Source organism: Streptomyces sp. NPDC043812 (genome assembly GCF_056436245.1).
Genome location: NZ_JBWKCY010000008.1, coordinates 269,564 through 286,222, shown reverse-complemented (window position 1 = coordinate 286,222; position 16,659 = coordinate 269,564). Strand labels below are relative to the sequence as shown.

Annotated in this window: 19 protein-coding genes; 11 read left to right on the top strand and 8 right to left on the bottom strand. The window is 70.1% G+C overall.

Translation table 11 applies throughout. The annotated features are described in order from the left end of the window. The first annotated feature begins 18 nt into the window (after positions 1-18). Complete coding sequence (locus tag AC067Z_RS15095; protein ID WP_478789930.1) at positions 19-1,530, top strand: LVIVD repeat-containing protein; 1,512 nt, start codon at positions 19-21, stop codon at positions 1,528-1,530. Here the strand turns inward: AC067Z_RS15095 and AC067Z_RS15090 are convergent. From AC067Z_RS15090 to AC067Z_RS15070, 5 genes are all read right to left on the bottom strand, one after another. Continuing rightward, the gene (locus AC067Z_RS15090; RefSeq protein ID WP_478789929.1) at positions 1,506-2,159 is read right to left on the bottom strand and encodes a TetR/AcrR family transcriptional regulator; all 654 of its coding nucleotides are present in this window, start codon (positions 2,157-2,159) and stop codon (positions 1,506-1,508) included. The two genes, AC067Z_RS15095 and AC067Z_RS15090, sit on opposite strands and share 25 nt — an antisense overlap. A 193-nt stretch (positions 2,160-2,352) precedes the next feature. Further along, positions 2,353-3,057: an HAD family hydrolase gene (locus AC067Z_RS15085; protein WP_478789928.1), complete on the bottom strand. Its 705-nt coding sequence runs from the start codon at positions 3,055-3,057 to the stop codon at positions 2,353-2,355. Positions 3,058-3,075: 18 nt separating this feature from the next. Next, entirely contained in the window at positions 3,076-3,771 is a 696-nt protein-coding gene (locus tag AC067Z_RS15080) for a phosphatase PAP2 family protein (RefSeq protein WP_478789927.1), read from the bottom strand. Positions 3,772-3,804: 33 nt separating this feature from the next. Further along, complete coding sequence (locus tag AC067Z_RS15075; protein WP_478789926.1) at positions 3,805-4,740, bottom strand: M56 family metallopeptidase; 936 nt, start codon at positions 4,738-4,740, stop codon at positions 3,805-3,807. 96 nt (positions 4,741-4,836) lie between these two features. Further along, positions 4,837-5,403 (bottom strand): DUF5134 domain-containing protein, encoded by a 567-nt coding sequence (locus AC067Z_RS15070; RefSeq protein WP_478789925.1) that lies wholly within the window; start codon positions 5,401-5,403, stop codon positions 4,837-4,839. Between the two features lie 193 nt (positions 5,404-5,596). On the opposite strand from AC067Z_RS15070, the gene AC067Z_RS15065 reads away from it, so the two are divergent. Continuing rightward, on the top strand, positions 5,597-6,148 hold the full coding sequence (locus AC067Z_RS15065) for a GNAT family N-acetyltransferase (protein WP_478789924.1): 552 nt from the start codon (positions 5,597-5,599) through the stop codon (positions 6,146-6,148). 26 nt (positions 6,149-6,174) lie between these two features. On the opposite strand, the gene AC067Z_RS15060 is transcribed toward AC067Z_RS15065, so the two are convergent. Continuing rightward, positions 6,175-6,858 (bottom strand): glycerophosphodiester phosphodiesterase, encoded by a 684-nt coding sequence (locus AC067Z_RS15060; protein ID WP_478789923.1) that lies wholly within the window; start codon positions 6,856-6,858, stop codon positions 6,175-6,177. Positions 6,859-7,331: 473 nt separating this feature from the next. Between AC067Z_RS15060 and AC067Z_RS15055 the strand changes: the two genes are divergently transcribed. From AC067Z_RS15055 to AC067Z_RS15035, 5 genes are all read left to right on the top strand, one after another. Next, positions 7,332-8,729 (top strand): DUF6421 family protein, encoded by a 1,398-nt coding sequence (locus AC067Z_RS15055; RefSeq protein ID WP_478789922.1) that lies wholly within the window; start codon positions 7,332-7,334, stop codon positions 8,727-8,729. Between the two features lie 26 nt (positions 8,730-8,755). Beyond that, positions 8,756-9,511, top strand: coding sequence for an SDR family NAD(P)-dependent oxidoreductase (locus AC067Z_RS15050; protein WP_478789953.1), 756 nt, complete (start codon positions 8,756-8,758; stop codon positions 9,509-9,511). Then, positions 9,490-10,569, top strand: a complete 1,080-nt coding sequence (locus AC067Z_RS15045) for a threonine aldolase family protein (protein ID WP_478789921.1) — start codon at positions 9,490-9,492, stop codon at positions 10,567-10,569. The genes AC067Z_RS15050 and AC067Z_RS15045 overlap by 22 nt, the downstream gene beginning before the upstream one ends. Positions 10,570-10,646: 77 nt before the next feature. Continuing rightward, positions 10,647-11,246, top strand: coding sequence for a transglutaminase-like domain-containing protein (locus tag AC067Z_RS15040; protein ID WP_478789920.1), 600 nt, complete (start codon positions 10,647-10,649; stop codon positions 11,244-11,246). 11 nt (positions 11,247-11,257) lie between these two features. Next, positions 11,258-11,950 carry a B3/B4 domain-containing protein gene (locus AC067Z_RS15035; protein WP_478789919.1) on the top strand — a complete coding sequence of 231 codons (693 nt, stop codon included), beginning with the start codon at positions 11,258-11,260 and terminating at the stop codon, positions 11,948-11,950. A 125-nt stretch (positions 11,951-12,075) separates the two neighbouring features. On the opposite strand, the gene AC067Z_RS15030 is transcribed toward AC067Z_RS15035, so the two are convergent. Together AC067Z_RS15030 and AC067Z_RS15025 are read right to left on the bottom strand one after the other, a co-directional pair. After that, a complete protein-coding gene (locus tag AC067Z_RS15030; RefSeq protein ID WP_478789918.1) occupies positions 12,076-12,798 on the bottom strand; it encodes a lysophospholipid acyltransferase family protein in 723 nt (240 codons plus the stop codon). Positions 12,799-12,959: 161 nt separating this feature from the next. Further along, positions 12,960-13,388, bottom strand: a complete 429-nt coding sequence (locus tag AC067Z_RS15025) for a DUF4395 domain-containing protein (RefSeq protein ID WP_478789917.1) — start codon at positions 13,386-13,388, stop codon at positions 12,960-12,962. A gap of 75 nt (positions 13,389-13,463) precedes the next feature. On the opposite strand from AC067Z_RS15025, the gene AC067Z_RS15020 reads away from it, so the two are divergent. From AC067Z_RS15020 to AC067Z_RS15005, 4 genes are all read left to right on the top strand, one after another. Next, positions 13,464-13,877, top strand: coding sequence for a TlpA family protein disulfide reductase (locus AC067Z_RS15020; protein WP_478789916.1), 414 nt, complete (start codon positions 13,464-13,466; stop codon positions 13,875-13,877). Positions 13,878-14,075: 198 nt separating this feature from the next. After that, complete coding sequence (locus AC067Z_RS15015) at positions 14,076-14,645, top strand: flavin reductase family protein (protein ID WP_478789915.1); 570 nt, start codon at positions 14,076-14,078, stop codon at positions 14,643-14,645. Between the two features lie 181 nt (positions 14,646-14,826). After that, on the top strand, positions 14,827-15,612 hold the full coding sequence (locus tag AC067Z_RS15010) for an electron transfer flavoprotein subunit beta/FixA family protein (protein WP_478789914.1): 786 nt from the start codon (positions 14,827-14,829) through the stop codon (positions 15,610-15,612). Between the two features lie 56 nt (positions 15,613-15,668). Further along, a complete protein-coding gene (locus AC067Z_RS15005) occupies positions 15,669-16,631 on the top strand; it encodes an electron transfer flavoprotein subunit alpha/FixB family protein (protein WP_478789913.1) in 963 nt (320 codons plus the stop codon). Positions 16,632-16,659 lie beyond the last annotated feature (28 nt).

Below are 16,659 nucleotides of genomic sequence, written 5' to 3'. Positions count from 1 at the left end.
GCTACAAGGGAGGACGCAGTGACCCTGTTGCACACCACCCGAGTGCGGCGCAGACACCTCGGAGCGGCGGCAGCCGCCGCCGGTCTGCTGGCCACGCTGCTGACCGCCGGCCCCGCCACCGCGATCCCCGACCCCGGGGACGTTCCGGCTCAGGGCAGGGTGTCGTCGAGCCAGGAGGCCGAAACCCGGACGGCCATCTCCGACGGCGAGATTCCCGGCGTGGACGAAGTCGTCCACAGCGACAACATCGAGCACGTAACGAACATCCCCAAGGACGCGATCAAGGGGACCAACTCGGACCTCGCGTTCCAGGGCAGGTACGCGTTCGCCGGCAACTACGACGGTTTCCGGATCTTCGACATCAGCAACCCGAGATCGCCGAAGACCGTGGCACAGGTGCTGTGTCCCGGCTCGCAGAACGACATCACCGTCTCCGGCGACCTGCTCTTCCTGTCCACCGACTCCTCGCGCAGCGACAACTCGTGCGCCAGCACCTCGCAGCCCGCGACGGAGAAGTCGTCGTGGGAGGGCATGAAGATCTTCGACATCAGCGACAAGCGCAACCCGAAGTACGTCGCCGCCGTCGAGACCGCCTGCGGCTCGCACACCCACACGCTGGTGCCCGAGCGCAGGAACGTCTACGTCTACGTCTCCTCGTACTCGCCCAGCGCGGCGTTCCCCGACTGCCAGCCGCCGCACGACGGGATCTCCGTCATCAAGGTGCCGCGCAAGGCTCCCGAGAAGTCCGCGATCGTGAACTTCCCGGTCCTCTTCCCGGGTGAAGGCCCCGACGGTGGCGGCAACCCGGGCGGACCCACCAACCCGGGCGTCTCCAAGACGACCGGCTGCCACGACATCACCGTGCTGCCCTCCGAGGACCTGGCCGCCGGCGCCTGCATGGGCGACGGCATCCTCTTCGACATCGAGGACCCCGAGAACCCGAAGGTCATCGACCGCGTCCAGGACAACGTCAACTTCGCGTTCTGGCACTCGGCCACCTTCAACCAGAGGGCGAACAAGGTCGTCTTCACCGATGAGCTCGGCGGCGGCGTCGGCGCCACCTGCAACGCCGAGATCGGCCCGAACCGCGGTGCCGACGGCATCTACGACATCAAGGGCAGGGGCGACCACCGCAAGCTGGTCTTCCGCAGCTACTACAAGATCGACCGCCACCAGGCGGCCACCGAGAATTGCGTGGCGCACAACGGCTCGCTGATCCCGGTCAAGGGCCGCGACATCATGGTCCAGGCCTGGTACCAGGGCGGAGTCTCCGTGTGGGACTTCACGAACTCGGCCAAGCCGAAGGAGATCGCCTACTTCGAGCGCGGCCCGGTCAGTGCCACCGAGAACATCACCGCCGGTTCCTGGTCCGCGTACTACTACAACGGCTACATCTACTCCAACGACATGGCCAAGGGCTTCGACGTCCTGAAGATCAGTGACCGGCGCACCGACGCCGGCAAGCGGGTGCGGATGGACGAGCTCAACGTCCAGACCCAGCCCGACTACTTCGACGACTTCGACGACTGATCCACGCCCGGTCGCGACGTTCCGCCGGGCATCGGCCCGCCCGGCGGAACGCCGAACTCCCAGTCCAGCCCGTACCGCTGGAACAGCTCCGCGCGCAGCCGCGCATGGGGCATGGGCGCGCCCGGCAGCAGAACCGCGAAGACCGCGCCCATCAGCAGGGCGCGCAGCAGCGGGTAGTCGGTGTCCACGTCCTCTGATCCGTACCGCTCCACCGTGTCGCGCAGCAGAGCGGCCAGCCGCTGCTGCTCCGGGCACCGCACAAAGCCGTCCGCCTGAAGGATTCCGGCCATGTGCGTACGCATCAGCACCGGATGCTCCACCGCGAGCCCGAGGATCGCGTCGATGGCCCGCGCGAGCCGCTCCCGGCCGTCGTCCGTGCGCGGTTCACGTTCCAGCGCGGCTTCCAGGGTGAGGTGCATCAGCCGGTGCACCGCCGACTGCAGCAGCTGCCGCTTGCCCGGGAAGTAGTACGAGATCAGACCCCGTGCGGAACCGGCCCGGTCGGCGATGTCGCCCAGCGTCGTGGCCTCGAATCCGCGCTCGTCGACGAGCTCGACCGTCGCCGTCAGCAGCCGCTCCCGAGAACGCCGACGAAGCTCTTCATTGACCGATGCGCTCCGCGGGGACATGCTGGACTCCTGCGTTGACTGGCTCGCAGCCAGTATACTCAGCGCGTACCGCACGCCGCCCTCAGGGGCTGGTCGTCGCGGGTGCTGCCAGGACCGGGCGACGCGGGGGATCGTCCGGTCCCGGCGGCTTCAGCCTGCTCCCGCGCGCTCTGGCTCGTTCCCGGCGCTCAGCGGGAGTCCGCCGGGCAGTTTCTCAGCGGTCACGGTCGACCAGCCCGAGCACCGGACGCAGTCCCGCGGGCCGCTCGTCGGCCGGCAGATGGTCCACGAAGTGGACGGCGCATCCCACCTCTGCGGCGCCGCCGTCCGCCCGCCGGTCGTCGCCCACCATCAGCACGTCGTGCGGATCCCGGCCCAGCTCGTCGCACGCGGCTCTGAACAGCCGCGCGTCCGGCTTCTGCACACCGTGCTCGTACGAGAGCGTGTACGCGTCGACCAGGGCGTCCAGACCATGGGCGCGGAACACCGGCCGCAGATCCCAGCCGATGTTGCTCACCACGCCGACCCCGACCCCCCGCTCACGCAGCCCGCGCAGCACCGCCTCCGCATCCGGATACGGCCGCCAGGCCGCAGGCGCCATGTGCCGGTCGTAGAGCGCGTCGTACAGGCCCTCGTCCGGCAGGGTCACCTCACGGGCGAGGCCGGTGTACGCCGCCCGGTGCAGCTCCGCGCTCTCGTCGCGGACCGCCCAGAGAGCCGCGAGGTGCTCCGGCGGGCGCTGGGTCGACGACCCGCCGGGCAGTGCGCCCGCCGCCCCCAACTGCTGCGCGTAACGGACGGTTTCGTGCTCCGGAAGCACCTGCCCACGGTCCCGGAGCGCCGCGCTCAGCCAGTCGTGGACCGACTCGATGCGGAAGAGAGTGCCGGAGAAGTCGAAGAGCACCGCTTTGATCGCCATGCGCCGATCCTTCCCGGCTCAGCGGCGGCGCGACAAGGCCGTCCGTTCGTACGACACCACCGCCAGTGCCACGACCGAGACCCCGAGCAACCAGCCGCCGACCACGTCCGAAGGCCAGTGCACGCCCAGATACAGCCGGGTGAGACCGACACCCACGACGGACGACGCAGCCAGAGCCACCCCCCATGTCCAGCCGCGCCCTCCCGCCCCCTGCCGCCGTGCCAGCCACAGCAGCAGCCCGCAGGTGATCGCCGCCGTCATCGCGTGACCGGAGGGAAATGCCGCGTACTGCGCCGAGTCGACGGGGTCGGGCCACTGCGGGCGCTCCCGGTCCACCAGTGCCTTGAGCGACTGCTGCAGCCCGGCACCCACCGCACTCGCCGCCGCCACCCATACCGCGAGAAGGCGTTCGGACCGGCGCCACAGCCACACGGTTGCCGCGGCGGCGAGCAGGCGCATCGTCCACGGGTCCCACACCCAGTCCGTGAGCACCCGGTTGACCTGCGTCAACCCCGGCTCGGCCACCGCAGAGCGGTGCAGGGAGTCGGCGACGTCGCGGTCGAAGGAGATCAGTGGCGACCAGGGCAGGGCGACCAGGACCAGCAGCACCGCCGACAGGACGAGGCACGCCGTGCCGGTCCGCGCCGCGGTCGGCAGCAACCGGTCGGCGCGCGCGGCAGTGGACGGCGGGCTCGATGCACGCGGGGAGGACATGATCCGATCCTCGCCCCTCGGCACCCCTCGGGGCTAACCGAGGGCGCGCAGACCGGGGACGAATGCCACGAGCAGCGGAACCACCGGCACCAGCGAGGCCGCCGCCGTCAGCCGCAGCCGGCGGCCCGCCGTGAACCGCGGCACGGGGCTCAGGAGCCGGTTCACGCGCCGCGGAAGCTGGGCGTCCGGCGTGGGGCAGGGTCCGAACACCCCGCGCTCCTCGTTGAGTTCGACCAGCGCCAGCGCGATCGTCAGCCTGCCGTACCGCCGCGAGGCGACGTCGTCGGCGGCCAGCTCGACCAGCCGGTGCATCTCGTCGCGGAATGCGGCGAACACCGGGATCTGCGGAAAACCGTTCGCCAGCGCGGCCGAGCAGTGCAGCAGCCAGTCGTGCCGGGCTCGGGCGTGTCCCTGCTCATGGGCGAGCACCGCGTCCAGCCGACGGCCCTTCAGCCTGCGCAACGCGGCCGTGGTGATGACCAGTTGGGGTGCCGCGCCCGGCAGCCACCAGGCGTCCGGACGCTCGCCCTCCAGCACGACCAGTGGCTCGTCGCCCGGCACCTCGCCCGGCATCAGCGGCGAACGCACCAGCAGATCCCGGCGGCGCTGCCGGCGCCGCTGGTGGGCGCGCAGGATCTCGCGGGAGAGCATGGCCCCGGTCCACAGCCCGCCGCAGGCGAGTAGGACGGCGAGCACGGCGGACCACGGCCCGTTCGCGCCCAGTGCGTATGCCTCGACGACGCCGTGCGGGGCCGACGCGAACACATGGCCGCGAACCCATGCCCAGGCCGCGGCCGCGCTGAAGGTCATCGACAGGGCGAAGCAGAGAAGAACGGCGGCCACCACGCACTGCCACACCCACAGCGCAACGACCGGCTCGCGCTCCGGCCAGTCGCCGCGTGCCATGAGACGCGGGGCGACGACGGCGGCCAGTGCGCCGAGCAACAGCAGCGCGAGCGAGACCATCATGGGATGCAGACTATGAGCGCGGCACTACTCGCGGGTATGGCACGGCATGCCAAGTGACGCACGCCACGGTCCGCTCGCGCGGCCCTGACGCCTTCCTCAGAGAGTGAGCAGCATCGCCAGCATGGCCATGCCCATCGAGAGTCTGCAGGCCATGGCCGGTTCCGGCCGGGCCTGCCAGGCGGCCGCCGTCGAACCGGGGGCGCCGGCGGGGGAGGGGGCCGGTACCAGGCGTATGCCGGCGCGCAGCACATACGCCGTGAAGTAGACGAGCAGTGCCGTGGTCAGCAGTGGCACTCCCGCGCTCGCGGACGCGGCCGCGTGGGAGGTGTGCCCGCCCACAGGGGCGGCCATCGCCACCGCCATGTAGATCATCGCCAGGCAGCCCACCAGGTGGTGTGCATGGTGCGGGTGCCCGCGCACCGACCGCGCCGTACGCAGCGCGGCTGCGCCGAAGACCGCGGCGTACGCCACCCAGTGCCAGGACGGCAACGTGAGCACGGCGGCGGGCACTGCCATCGCAGCCATCCCGAACCCCATCAGTGCCTCGCCCCCGGCACCCTCGCGCGCCTCGCCGGTACAACTGCGCATGCGCACCAGGCAGTACGCCCCGGTCGCCGTGCACAACGCCATGAGCAGCCAGCCGGACATCGTCGGTCCGTGCACGCGCACCTCCCCTTCGACGGCGTCGTGTGGTCGATGCCCACGGCGTGGCCACGTACGCGAGCGCACGGGATCACAAGGGGAGCGCGGCAGGGGCGCAGTCGGGTCGCGGCGCATCGGCGACCGGCGGGAAGGGCCCAGGAGGGCGCGCGTTACTCTCGTGCCACCCGCCCCGAGTGGAACGGAGAGGCACTCCATGGACACCGCACCGCCCCAGGACTCCGGTGAGCTGACCTACCGCGACGCGACCGCCGCCGATGTTGCGGCTCTCGTCCCGCTCATCGAGTCGGCGTACCGCGGCGACGCCAGCCGCGCGGGCTGGACCACGGAGGCCGACATCCTCGGCGGCCAGCGCACCGACCCCGAGGGGGTCCTGGCGGTGATCACGACGCCGGGCAGCCGGCTGATGGTCGTGGAGCGCGACGGCCGCCCCATCGCCTGCTGTCAGCTCGAACACCGCGGCGAAGCCGCCTACTTCGGGATGTTCGCCGTCCGGCCCGAACTCCAGGGCGGCGGCCTCGGCCGCACGATCATCGCCGCGGCCGAGCGCAGTGCCGTCGAGACCTGGGGTGTGCGCGAGATGCACATGACGGTGATCACGCTCCGCGAGGAGCTGATCGCCTGGTACGAGCGCCGCGGTTACCGCCGTACGGGCAGGCTCAGCCCGTTCCCGTACGGCGACGAGCGCTTCGGCATCCCGCAGCGCGACGATCTGGCCTTCGAGCTGCTGGTGAAGAACCTCGGCTGAGTATCCGGCCGAGTACCGCGCAGGACTCAGGCCGTGAACCGGCCGGTCCGCCGGATCTCGGGGAAGTCGGTGGTCGCGCCGTCGAGTTCGAGGGCGCGCACGAGCCGCAGATGGTCCTGGGTGTTGACCACCCATCCGATGACCTTCAGCCCCTCGCCGTGGGCGTGCTCGACGGTCTCCAATGTCAGCCTGCGGATGTTCAGCGCGAGCGACGCGGCGCCCACGGCCTTCGCGCGGTCCACGATGTCCGCGCCCCAGCGGCTGGCGATGAGGACGGTGCGCACGCCGGGAACCAAGGAGGAGATCTCCGCGACGGCATCGTCGTGGAACGACGAGACCTCCACCCGCGGCACCAGATCGCGGCGTTTCATCACGTCGGCCAGCGCACGTGCCGCCGCCACGTCCTTGATCTCCGCCTGCAGCGGCGAACGGACGGCGTCGAGCACGTCCTCGAACACCGGGACGCGCTCGCCCCGGCCCGCGTCGAGCTGACGCAGTTCGGCGAGGGTCTTCTCGGCGATGGGGCCGTTTCCGTCGGTCGTGCGGTCCACGTCCGCGTCGTGCATGACGGCCAGCGCGCCGTCCTTGCTCAGATGCAGATCCAACTCGATCATGTCCATGCCGCACTGCTCGGCGCGGACGAAGGATCGCAGGGTGTTCTCCGGCTCGACGCCCATGACCCCGCGATGACCGATGGTGAGGAAAGTCAAGATTCTCTCGCTTCCGTCGACGGCGGCTCCCGCGGCGCGACCCGCTCGCCCCCGCGGTAAGGACGCAGCCTAACGGCCCGTCCCGACGACGGAACCGTTCCCGCACGGGGGTGTCCGGAACCCGTCCGTCCGCCCTCGCGACCCCGGCGGCATGACCGGGAGGACGGCTCCGACAAGGACGGGGCGCGTGCACACGGCCGGGGCGCCGGTGCGGCGAGAGGGCCGGCGGGCCCGCCGGGCGCCGCGTCGGCGCGCCGTCCGCAACGTGCCGTGTCACCCTGGCGTGGGCGCGTCCCGCAGGCCGTTGACGACCGGCCTCCAGGAGGCAAGTACCCGCGCAGACCACCCGCAACCGCAAAACCTGCGGCGATCAGGGGGGTGGGGCAGGATAATTTCCCACGCTTCCACTTGTCCGAGACAATGACGCACGGATACGGTGTCTTGACGCGAGGTTCTCCTGTGGAGGAAGTGACATGACGGAAATTCTTGTGCAGGACGTGGCTGCAGGGGGCATATCCCCCGCCGATCCGGTAGTCGACCACCCGAGCTGGCCGGCGCTCAAGAATGCCGTCGAGGAGATCCGGCCCTGGCAGTCCAAGGACGGCTCCATCGACTTCGACGCAGAGGGCGCGCCCGCCCGGTCCGCGGCGAAGGCTGCCGTCGACCGTGTGATCGACGCGGTGGGAGAGCTCTCCCCGCTGCTTCCGCACGACAAGGACTACCACCAGGCGCTCGTGGCCGATCTCCACAAGTGGGCCGGAGCGGGCTTCGGTGTCCCGGACTTCCTGGACTCCCTGATGGCCTTCCACCCGGCCGCCGGGCGACAGGACGGCCTCCAGCACCTCGTCGTCTTCCCGATGTACACGCAGAACGGCAACCCGGACCGCAACCTCGAAGCGGTCGTGCTGCGCATGGTCTGGCCCGAGTGGCTCTCCGAGCTCGAGCGCACCCGCTACGACAACCCTCTCTTCTGCGGCATCACCTTCGAGGACTTCACCGCCGGGTACGACACCAACTCCGCGGTCCTCTTCCCCGAGACGATCGCCGTGCGTGAAGCTCCCGAGCGCTTCACCTGGGGCGGCATCTTCTGCGACCGCGAGGCGGCACGCTTCCGCGCCGTCACCGAGGAGGCCGTGCGCGTCCTCGGCCTGGAGCTGCCCGACGACATCAGCGAGATGGTCGGCGACCAGAAGCGGTGCGAGCAGGCGTTCGTCCTGTGGGACATGGTCCACGACCGCACCCACAGCCACGGCGACCTGCCGTTCGACCCCTTCATGATCAAGCAGCGCCAGCCGTTCTGGATGTACGGCCTGGAGGAGCTGCGTTGCGACCTCACGGCGTTCAAGGAGGCCGTGAGGCTGGAGGCCGAGGGGAATCAGCACGGTCGCGACGTCCAGTACGCCGTGCTCTTCGACCGGATGTTCCGCTTCCCCGTCTCCGGTGACCGGGTGCGCAACTACGACGGCCTCGGCGGGCAGCTGCTCTTCGCCTACCTGCACAAGCACGACGTGGTGCGCTGGACCGACAACACCCTGAAGATCGACTGGGACCGGGCGCCGCAGGTCACCAACCAGCTCTGCGCCGAGATCGAGACCCTCTACCGCGACGGCATCGACCGCCCGAAGCTGGTCCACTGGTTCGCCGCGTACGAACTGGTCTCCACCTACCTCGCCCCGCACCCCGGATCCCGCTGGGCGAAGGGCCCCGACGCTCTCGACCTGTCGCAGCCGCCCCGCAAACTGGTGGATGATGTGCTTCCGGACGAGTTTCCGCTCAGCATGTTCTATGAGGCGCTCTCCAAGAAGCTGAAGAACGTGATCGCCTCCACCAAGGGGATCACCGCCGCTTCCGCTCCGGGAGCCGCCGCGTGACTTCCCGGACCCAGGAGGCGACGACCATGGACAGGAACGGCACTGGTGCCCTCGAAGGTGCAGTGGTCGCGGTAGCCGGAGCGGCAGGACCTGCCGGCCGGGCCACCCTGCTGAGGCTGGCCGAGGCCGGTGCGGTCGTGGTCGCCTCCGACGCGGACGCCGAACGACTCGCGCAGGCCGTGGACGCCGCACGGTACGCACACGGCGGGGCGACCGTCACCGGCGACACCGTCGACCTGCTCGACCTGAACGCCACCCGTGAGTGGGCGGACAGGACCGAGAAGGAGTTCGGCCGCATCGACGGGCTGGTCCATCTCGTCGGCGGCTGGCGCGGCAGCGCCACGTTCGGCGAGTCCGACCCCGCGGACTGGACCCTGCTGGAGAAGCTGCTGATCCGCACGGTCCAGAACACCTCGCTCGCCTTCCACGACGGACTGCTGCGCAGCGACCGCGGCCGCTATCTGCTCATCAGCGCCGCGGGAGCGAGCAAGCCCACCGCCGGCAACGCCGCCTACGCGGCGGCCAAGGCGGCCGCCGAGGCATGGACGCTGGCCCTCGCCGACTCCTTCCGCAAGGCGGGGGGCGAACAGGGTCCCGCGGCCTCGGCTGCGATCCTGGTGGTCAAGGCACTGGTGCACGAGGCCATGCGCGCCGAGCGCCCCAATGCGAAGTTCGCGGGCTTCACCGACGTGACGGAACTGGCGGAGGCCATCGCCGGAGTGTGGGACCAGCCCGCCCAGGATGTGAATGGACAGCGTCTGTGGCTCACCCCCAAACCGTGAAGACCGACGCCCGTCGTCATCACGACCCGTCCGTCCGCGGTTTCGCCAGCGACAACTATGCGGGTGCCCACCCGGAGGTCCTCGCCGCGCTGGCCCTCGCCAATGGCGGTCACCAGGTCGCCTACGGCGAGGACGAGTACACCGACCACCTCCAGCGGATCATGCACAGCCACTTCGGCCCGACCGCCGAGGCCTTCCCGGTCTTCAACGGCACTGGTGCCAATGTGACCGCGCTCCAGGCGCTCACCGACCGCTGGGGTGCGGTCATCTGCGCCGAGACCGCGCACATCAACGTGGACGAGGGCGGTGCACCGGAGCGGATGGGCGGCCTCAAGCTGCTCACCGTGCCGACGCCGGACGGCAAGCTCACCCCCGAACTGATCGACCGACAGGCGTGGGGCTGGGAGGACGAACACCGGGCCATGCCCCAGGTCGTGTCGATCACCCAGAACACCGAGCTGGGCACGCTCTACACGGTGGACGAGATCCGGGCGATCGTGGACCACGCGCACGGGCTGGGCATGAAGGTCCACCTCGACGGTGCCCGCATAGCCAACGCCGCGGCTTCGTTGAACGTGCCGATGCGCGCGTTCACCAATGCCGTCGGCGTGGATGTCCTCTCGTACGGCGGCACCAAGAACGGGATGCTGTTCGGCGAGGCCGTGGTGGTCCTGAACCCGGACGCGGTCAGCCACATGAAGCATTTGCGCAAGCTGTCGATGCAGCTCGCCTCCAAGATGCGTTTCGTGTCGGTGCAGTTGGAGGCGCTGCTCGCCAAGGACCTGTGGCTGCGCAACGCCCGGCACTCCAACGAGATGGCCCAGCGGCTCGCCGCGGGCGTGCGCGACGTCGACGGCGTCGAGATCCTTCATCCCGTGCAGGCCAACGCGGTGTTCGCGCGCCTTCCGCACGAGGTGACGCGACGGCTTCAAAAGCGCTTCCGGTTCTACTTCTGGGACGAGGCCGCCGGTGACGTGCGCTGGATGTGCGCCTTCGACACCACCGAGGACGACGTGGACGCGTTCGTCCAGGCGCTGAAGGAAGAGATGTCCCGCTGACCCGCTGAGCGCATAAAGATGCGACCGACTGGAAATCAATTGATCTCTGGCCGGTCGCTTCCTTATGCTCGCGCGGTATGGAACTGATCCAGCAGGAATCGGAACTGGCCGCGTACCTCGTGGCGGACGATGTTGTCGATCACCGGCATCTGCTCGTACGCGAAACCGCCGCGGCTCTTCGCGCCCGCCATGACGATGCATACTCATACGCCAAGGCTGCCTTCGAGTTCGTGCGCGACACCATCCCTCACTCCCAGGATGCCGGGGACCTCCGTGTCACCTGGAGGGCGTCCGACGTCCTCGCGCAGCGCACCGGCATCTGCTACGCCAAGTCGCACGCTCTCGCCGCACTGCTGCGCGCCGAAGGGATCCCCGTCGCGCTGTGCTACCAGCGCCTCGCCGACGACGACGGCACGAACCCGGTCGTGCACGGCCTCGTGGCCGTCCGGATGCCCGGCGGGCCCGGATGGGCGCGTCTGGACCCGCGCGGCAACAAGCCGGGCGTCGATGCGCAGTTCTGTCTCGCCGGAGAGAGGCTGGCCTTTCGCGTCCGACCCGAGTGCAATGAAGTGGACTATCCGATACTGTTTGCTGCACCGCATCCGGTGGTCCTGCGTGCCCTGCGCGACGCACCCGACCGGCCGGCCCTGTGGCGAACGCTGCCCACGGACATCTGAACGGCGGACCCATGTCTCCCACCCTCACCGTCTCCGACGAGGTGCGCGCCCTCGCGCCCGGCTTCGTGCACGTGGCCGTCGAAGCACACGGCCTCGTCAACGGCCCGAGCACCGCGGACAGTTCGGCCCTGCTGGACGACGCCGCCCGCCGCCTCGCCGCCAGGCTCGACGGCCGCGCCCCGCACGAGGACCCGCACATGGCCGCATGGCGCGCCGCGTACTCCGCGTTCGGCGCCAAGCCCTCCCGCACCCGCAACTCCGCCGAGGCGCTGGCGAGGCGCGCCCTGGCCGACGGTGGCCTGCCGCGAATCAACGTGCTCGTCGATCTCTACAACGCGATCAGCGTCGCGCATCTGATCCCGGTCGGCGGGGAGGACATCGACCACATCGCGGGCGGCATGCGTCTCGTGCGCGCCACGGGCCGCGAGCCCTTCGCGACGGTCGCCGGCGGCGAGGACAGCGTGGAGCACCCCGAGCCCGGCGAGGTCGTCTGGTGCGACGACGAGGGCGTCACCTGCCGTCGCTGGAACTGGCGCCAGGGCGTGCGCACCCGACTCACCGAGGACTCGGTGAACGCGCTCTTCCTCTTCGAGGGAATGGCCCCGACGACAGGCGGCGAGCTCGGGGCAGCCGCCACCGAACTCGCCGAATCGCTGGAGAAGTTGAGTCCCGGGGCGCGGATCACCGTCCACGCCCCGCGGTAGCGGCGCCAGGGCCGCCGAGCCCTGATCGGCCCGGCAGGAACCAGGTCCTGTCGCCCGGACAGAGCCGAACACGGCGAAGTGCCGCAACTGGCGTCGCGGGCCCCAGAAGGTCGCCCGGACAGGGCCTAGTTGGCCTCGCGGACCTCGGCCGGCGTCGGCGCGGTGCCCCCGAGGTGCGCGGGTACCCACCAGGTGTCGCCCGCGTCCTTGGGGCGAACCGGATAGGCGCGCTGCGCCGCTTCCAGCAGCTCCTGGACCCGCTCGCGGAGCCGTCGCGTGATGGCGCCCGCGTACTGGTCGGTCGGCGCCTCGAGGGGCTCGCCGACCCGGATCGTCACCGGGATGTGGGAGCGCCGGAAGTTGCGGGGGCGGCCCTTGGTCCACAGCCGCTGCGTGCCCCACAGCGCCATCGGGATCAGCGGCACGCCGGCCTCCTGGGCCAGCCTGGCAGCCCCCGACTTGAACGACTTCAGCGTGAACGACTGCGAGATCGTCGCCTCCGGGAAGACGCCCACGATCTCGCCGGAGCGCAACGAGTCCAGAGCGTGCGAGTACGCCGCCTCGCCCTGCGTACGGTCCACCGGGATGTGCTTCATACTGCGCATCAGCGGTCCAGAGACCGTGTGACGGAAGACGGATTCCTTGGCCATGAAGCGGACGAGGCGCTTCTGCGGCAGAGCGGCGAGTCCCGTGAAGATGAAGTCCAGGTAGCTGATGTGGTTGCTGACCAGCACAGCGCCGCCAGAGCGCGGAATGTTCTCGGATCCCTGAGTCTCGATCTTCAGGTCCAGCGCCTTGAACATCGTACGAGCGGCGCCGATGACCGGCCGATAGACGAGCTCTGCCATCTGGGGAGGACCCTTTCGTCGTGCCCGGGGAGGGTTCTCCCGGTGGAAGTTACGCAGCCGTAGGTTTTCGGCATTGGGGCGATCGTGCCCCAAGTGTGGCGTGCTGACCAGCCCTGGCGGCCTGTACAGGCGAGATTCTCATCACGTCGGGTGTGCGGACATCAGCGGTTCACGGTCGCCGCCCGCCGCAGCAGCAGGAACATCTCGCACCCCAGGCAGTAACCGAAGGCCGCGTTCAAGAAGGCCGCGGCGAGCGCGCAGCCGCCCGCGACCAGCCCCAGCCAGGGCGGGCCCCACCAGAAACCGACGACGGCGACGAGCGCGAAGAACAGGCCGACGCCCTGCGCGAAACGGGGCGGCTGCGGGGACTCGAAGGCGGCCGGCGGTCCGAGCCTCGGGCGGACGACGGTGCGGAACAGCAGCCCGTACGGCGCATGCTGCACCCCGAACACCGCACCCGCCGCGAAGCAGAGCGCCTGCCACGCGAACACCGCGCCGCTCTCGGTGATCAGTGCGACGGCGAGTACGACGGTGGTCACTGCGGCGCCGAAACGGGGGCCCCTGACGTCGATGTCCCTGGAAGTGTCCATGCCTGCCAGCATCCCGCAGCGAAACGATGCGCGGGAGCGGGAATCTTTGCGGTCTCGTGAACGCTGCAGTCGGGGATGACTGGACTCCTGGTGGTTGCGGCAGTGCTCGCGGCGGCGAGCGCCTTCGGCCTGTGGCAGCGCCGAAGCAACGGAAGGCTCACGGTGCGCGCGAACGATGCGGAACGGCGGCTGGGCGCCGCGGAACTGGGCGCCGAGCTCGGGCAGCGGGCGACGCTCGTCCAGTTCTCGACGGCGTTCTGCCAGCCCTGCCGTGCCACACGCCGCACGCTCGCGGACGTCGCCGGCATGGTCGACGGAGTGGCCCACATCGAGATCGACGCCGAGGAACGGCTCGGCCTCGTCAGGGAACTGGGCATCCTCAAGACCCCCACGGTCCTGGTCCTCGACCCGGCCGGAAGGATCGTCACCAGGGCGTCGGGGGCGCCGCGTCGGGCCGATGTCATCGCCGCACTCGGACGTGCCGGGTGACGTCCGTGAGCCTGGTCCCACAATCCGGTGCGCACTTGACTGCACAGGGCAACCGTCGTCAGGCTGCGTGTGTGCCACCAGTAATCCTTCTCTTCGGGCGGGTCCATGTGGACCTCGTCCGATACGCGAGCGCGCGCTGTCCGGCTGTTGATCCCGCCGCAGCCGCTTAGTTCGCCACCCATGCAGAAGGACACCCCCATGACGGCCCCGACCGATCTCGGCACTCGCCCTCTCACGACGCCCGGCATCCGGGCTCCCCGGTCGGCCCTCTCCGCGGAACCCGCCGCTCCGCGATCCGACACGCCCGGCCTGCTGCGGTCGGTCTTTCGTCAGCACGCCGCCGGAGTGGCGGTGATCACGGCCCTGGGCGAACACCCTGTCGGTTTCACCGCCACCTCGTTGAACTCCGTTGCCGCCGAACCGCCCCTGATCTCGTTCGGTATCGGCACCTCGTCGTCCAGTTGGCCGGTGGTCGCCGATGCCGAATACGTCGGCGTGCACATACTCGGCGAGGACCAGCAGGAACTGGCTGCGACGTTCGCGCGCAGCGGCGCCGACCGTTTCGCCGAACCGACCCGCTGGCGCCCGGGCCCCGAAGGGGTGCCCGTTCTCGACGGTGTGGTGGCCTGGCTCGTCTGCCGTGTGGTCGCACGGGTGCCTGCGGGGGACCATCGCATCGTGATCGCCGAGGTCGTGGCCGGGGATCCGGCGGGCGGTGGCCGCCCGCTGGTCTACCACCAGGGCCGCTTCACCGCGCTGCGGGACTGACCCGGACCGTCGTTGTCAAGGTCACAGTCCAAAGCGCTTGCTTAGCGGGAAAAGACTCGATGTACTGACGAGTAATATTTCGATCGGAGCGCGGCCCGCCCCGACCGGGATCCGCCCCATCGGACGCCTATGCTGCGTTCACAAGGCATTCCAATAGAGACGATGCAGTAGGAGAGCCGGCGTGAGCCTGAGGATCGTTGTCTGTGTGAAGTACGTGCCCGACGCCACCGGCGACCGGCACTTCGCCGATGACCTGACCGTCGACCGCGACGATGTCGACGGCCTGCTGTCGGAGCTGGATGAGTACGCGGTCGAGCAGGCGCTGCAGATCGCGGACGAGGCGGACGACGCGGAGGTCACCGTGCTGACGGTGGGTCCGGAGGACGCCAAGGACGCGCTGCGCAAGGCGCTCTCGATGGGTGCCGACAAGGCCGTCCACGTCGAGGACGACGACCTGCACGGCTCCGACGTCATGGGCACCTCGCTGGTGCTGGCGAAGGCGATCGAGAAGACCGGCTACGACCTGGTCATCGCCGGTATGGCTTCCACCGACGGCACGATGGGTGTCCTGCCCGCGATCCTCGCGGAGCGTCTGGGCGTCCCGCAGGTGACGCTGCTGTCCGAGGTCTCCGTCGAGGACGGTACCGTCAAGGGCCGCCGTGACGGCGACACCGCGTCCGAGCAGCTGGAGGCGTCGCTGCCGGCCGTCGTGTCCGTGACGGACCAGTCGGGCGAGGCGCGTTACCCGTCCTTCAAGGGCATCATGGCCGCCAAGAAGAAGCCGGTGGAGTCCCTGGACCTCGAGGACCTGGAGATCGAGGCGGACGAGGTCGGCCTCGAGGGCGCGTGGACCAAGGTCGACTCGGCCACGGAGCGTCCGGCCCGCACCGCCGGCACGATCGTCAAGGACGAGGGCGAGGGCGGCAAGCAGCTGGCCGAGTTCCTGGCCGGCCAGAAGTTCATCTAAGGCTTCGGCCACCTACCGCCCCCTTCATACTTCGCAAGCAGGAGAGAAGAAGTCCCATGGCTGAAGTTCTCGTCTACGTCGACCACGTGGACGGTGCCGTCCGCAAGCCCACCCTGGAACTGCTGACGCTGGCCCGCCGCATCGGTGAGCCCGTCGCCGTCGCGCTCGGCTCCGGTGCCGAGAACACCGCTGCCGCGCTCGCCGAGCACGGCGCGGTGAAGGTGCTCACCGCCGACGCCCCCGAGTTCGCCGACTACCTGGTCGTCCCGAAGGTGGATGCGCTGCAGGCCGCGTACGAGGCGGTCTCGCCGGCCGCCGTGCTCGTGCCGTCCTCCGCCGAGGGCAAGGAGATCGCGGCCCGTCTCGCGGTCCGTATCGGCTCCGGCGTCATCACCGACGCCGTCGACCTCGAGGCCGGCGACGAGGGTCCGGTCGCGACGCAGTCCGCGTTCGCCGCCTCCTTCACCACCAAGTCCCGTATCAGCAAGGGCACCCCGGTCATCACGGTCAAGCCGAACTCGGCCGCCGTGGAGGCCGCTCCGGCCGCCGGTGCGGTCGAGGCCCTCGCCGTCTCGTTCTCCGAGAAGGCCACCGGCACCAAGGTCGTCTCGCGCACCCCGCGTGAGTCGACCGGCCGCCCGGAGCTGACCGAGGCCGCGATCGTGGTCTCCGGAGGCCGCGGCGTCAACGGCGCCGAGAACTTCGCGATCATCGAGGCGCTCGCCGACTCCCTCGGTGCCGCCGTGGGTGCCTCGCGTGCCGCGGTCGACGCCGGCTGGTACCCGCACACCAACCAGGTCGGCCAGACCGGTAAGTCCGTCTCGCCGCAGCTGTACATCGCCTCCGGCATCTCCGGCGCGATCCAGCACCGCGCCGGTATGCAGACGTCGAAGACGATCGTGGCCATCAACAAGGACGCCGAGGCCCCGATCTTCGACCTCGTCGACTACGGCGTGGTCGGCGACCTCTTCGAGGTCGTCCCGCAGCTGACCGAAGAGGTCAAGACCCGCAAGGGCTGATCCCGCAGGGCAGATCCGGCCAGGGGCC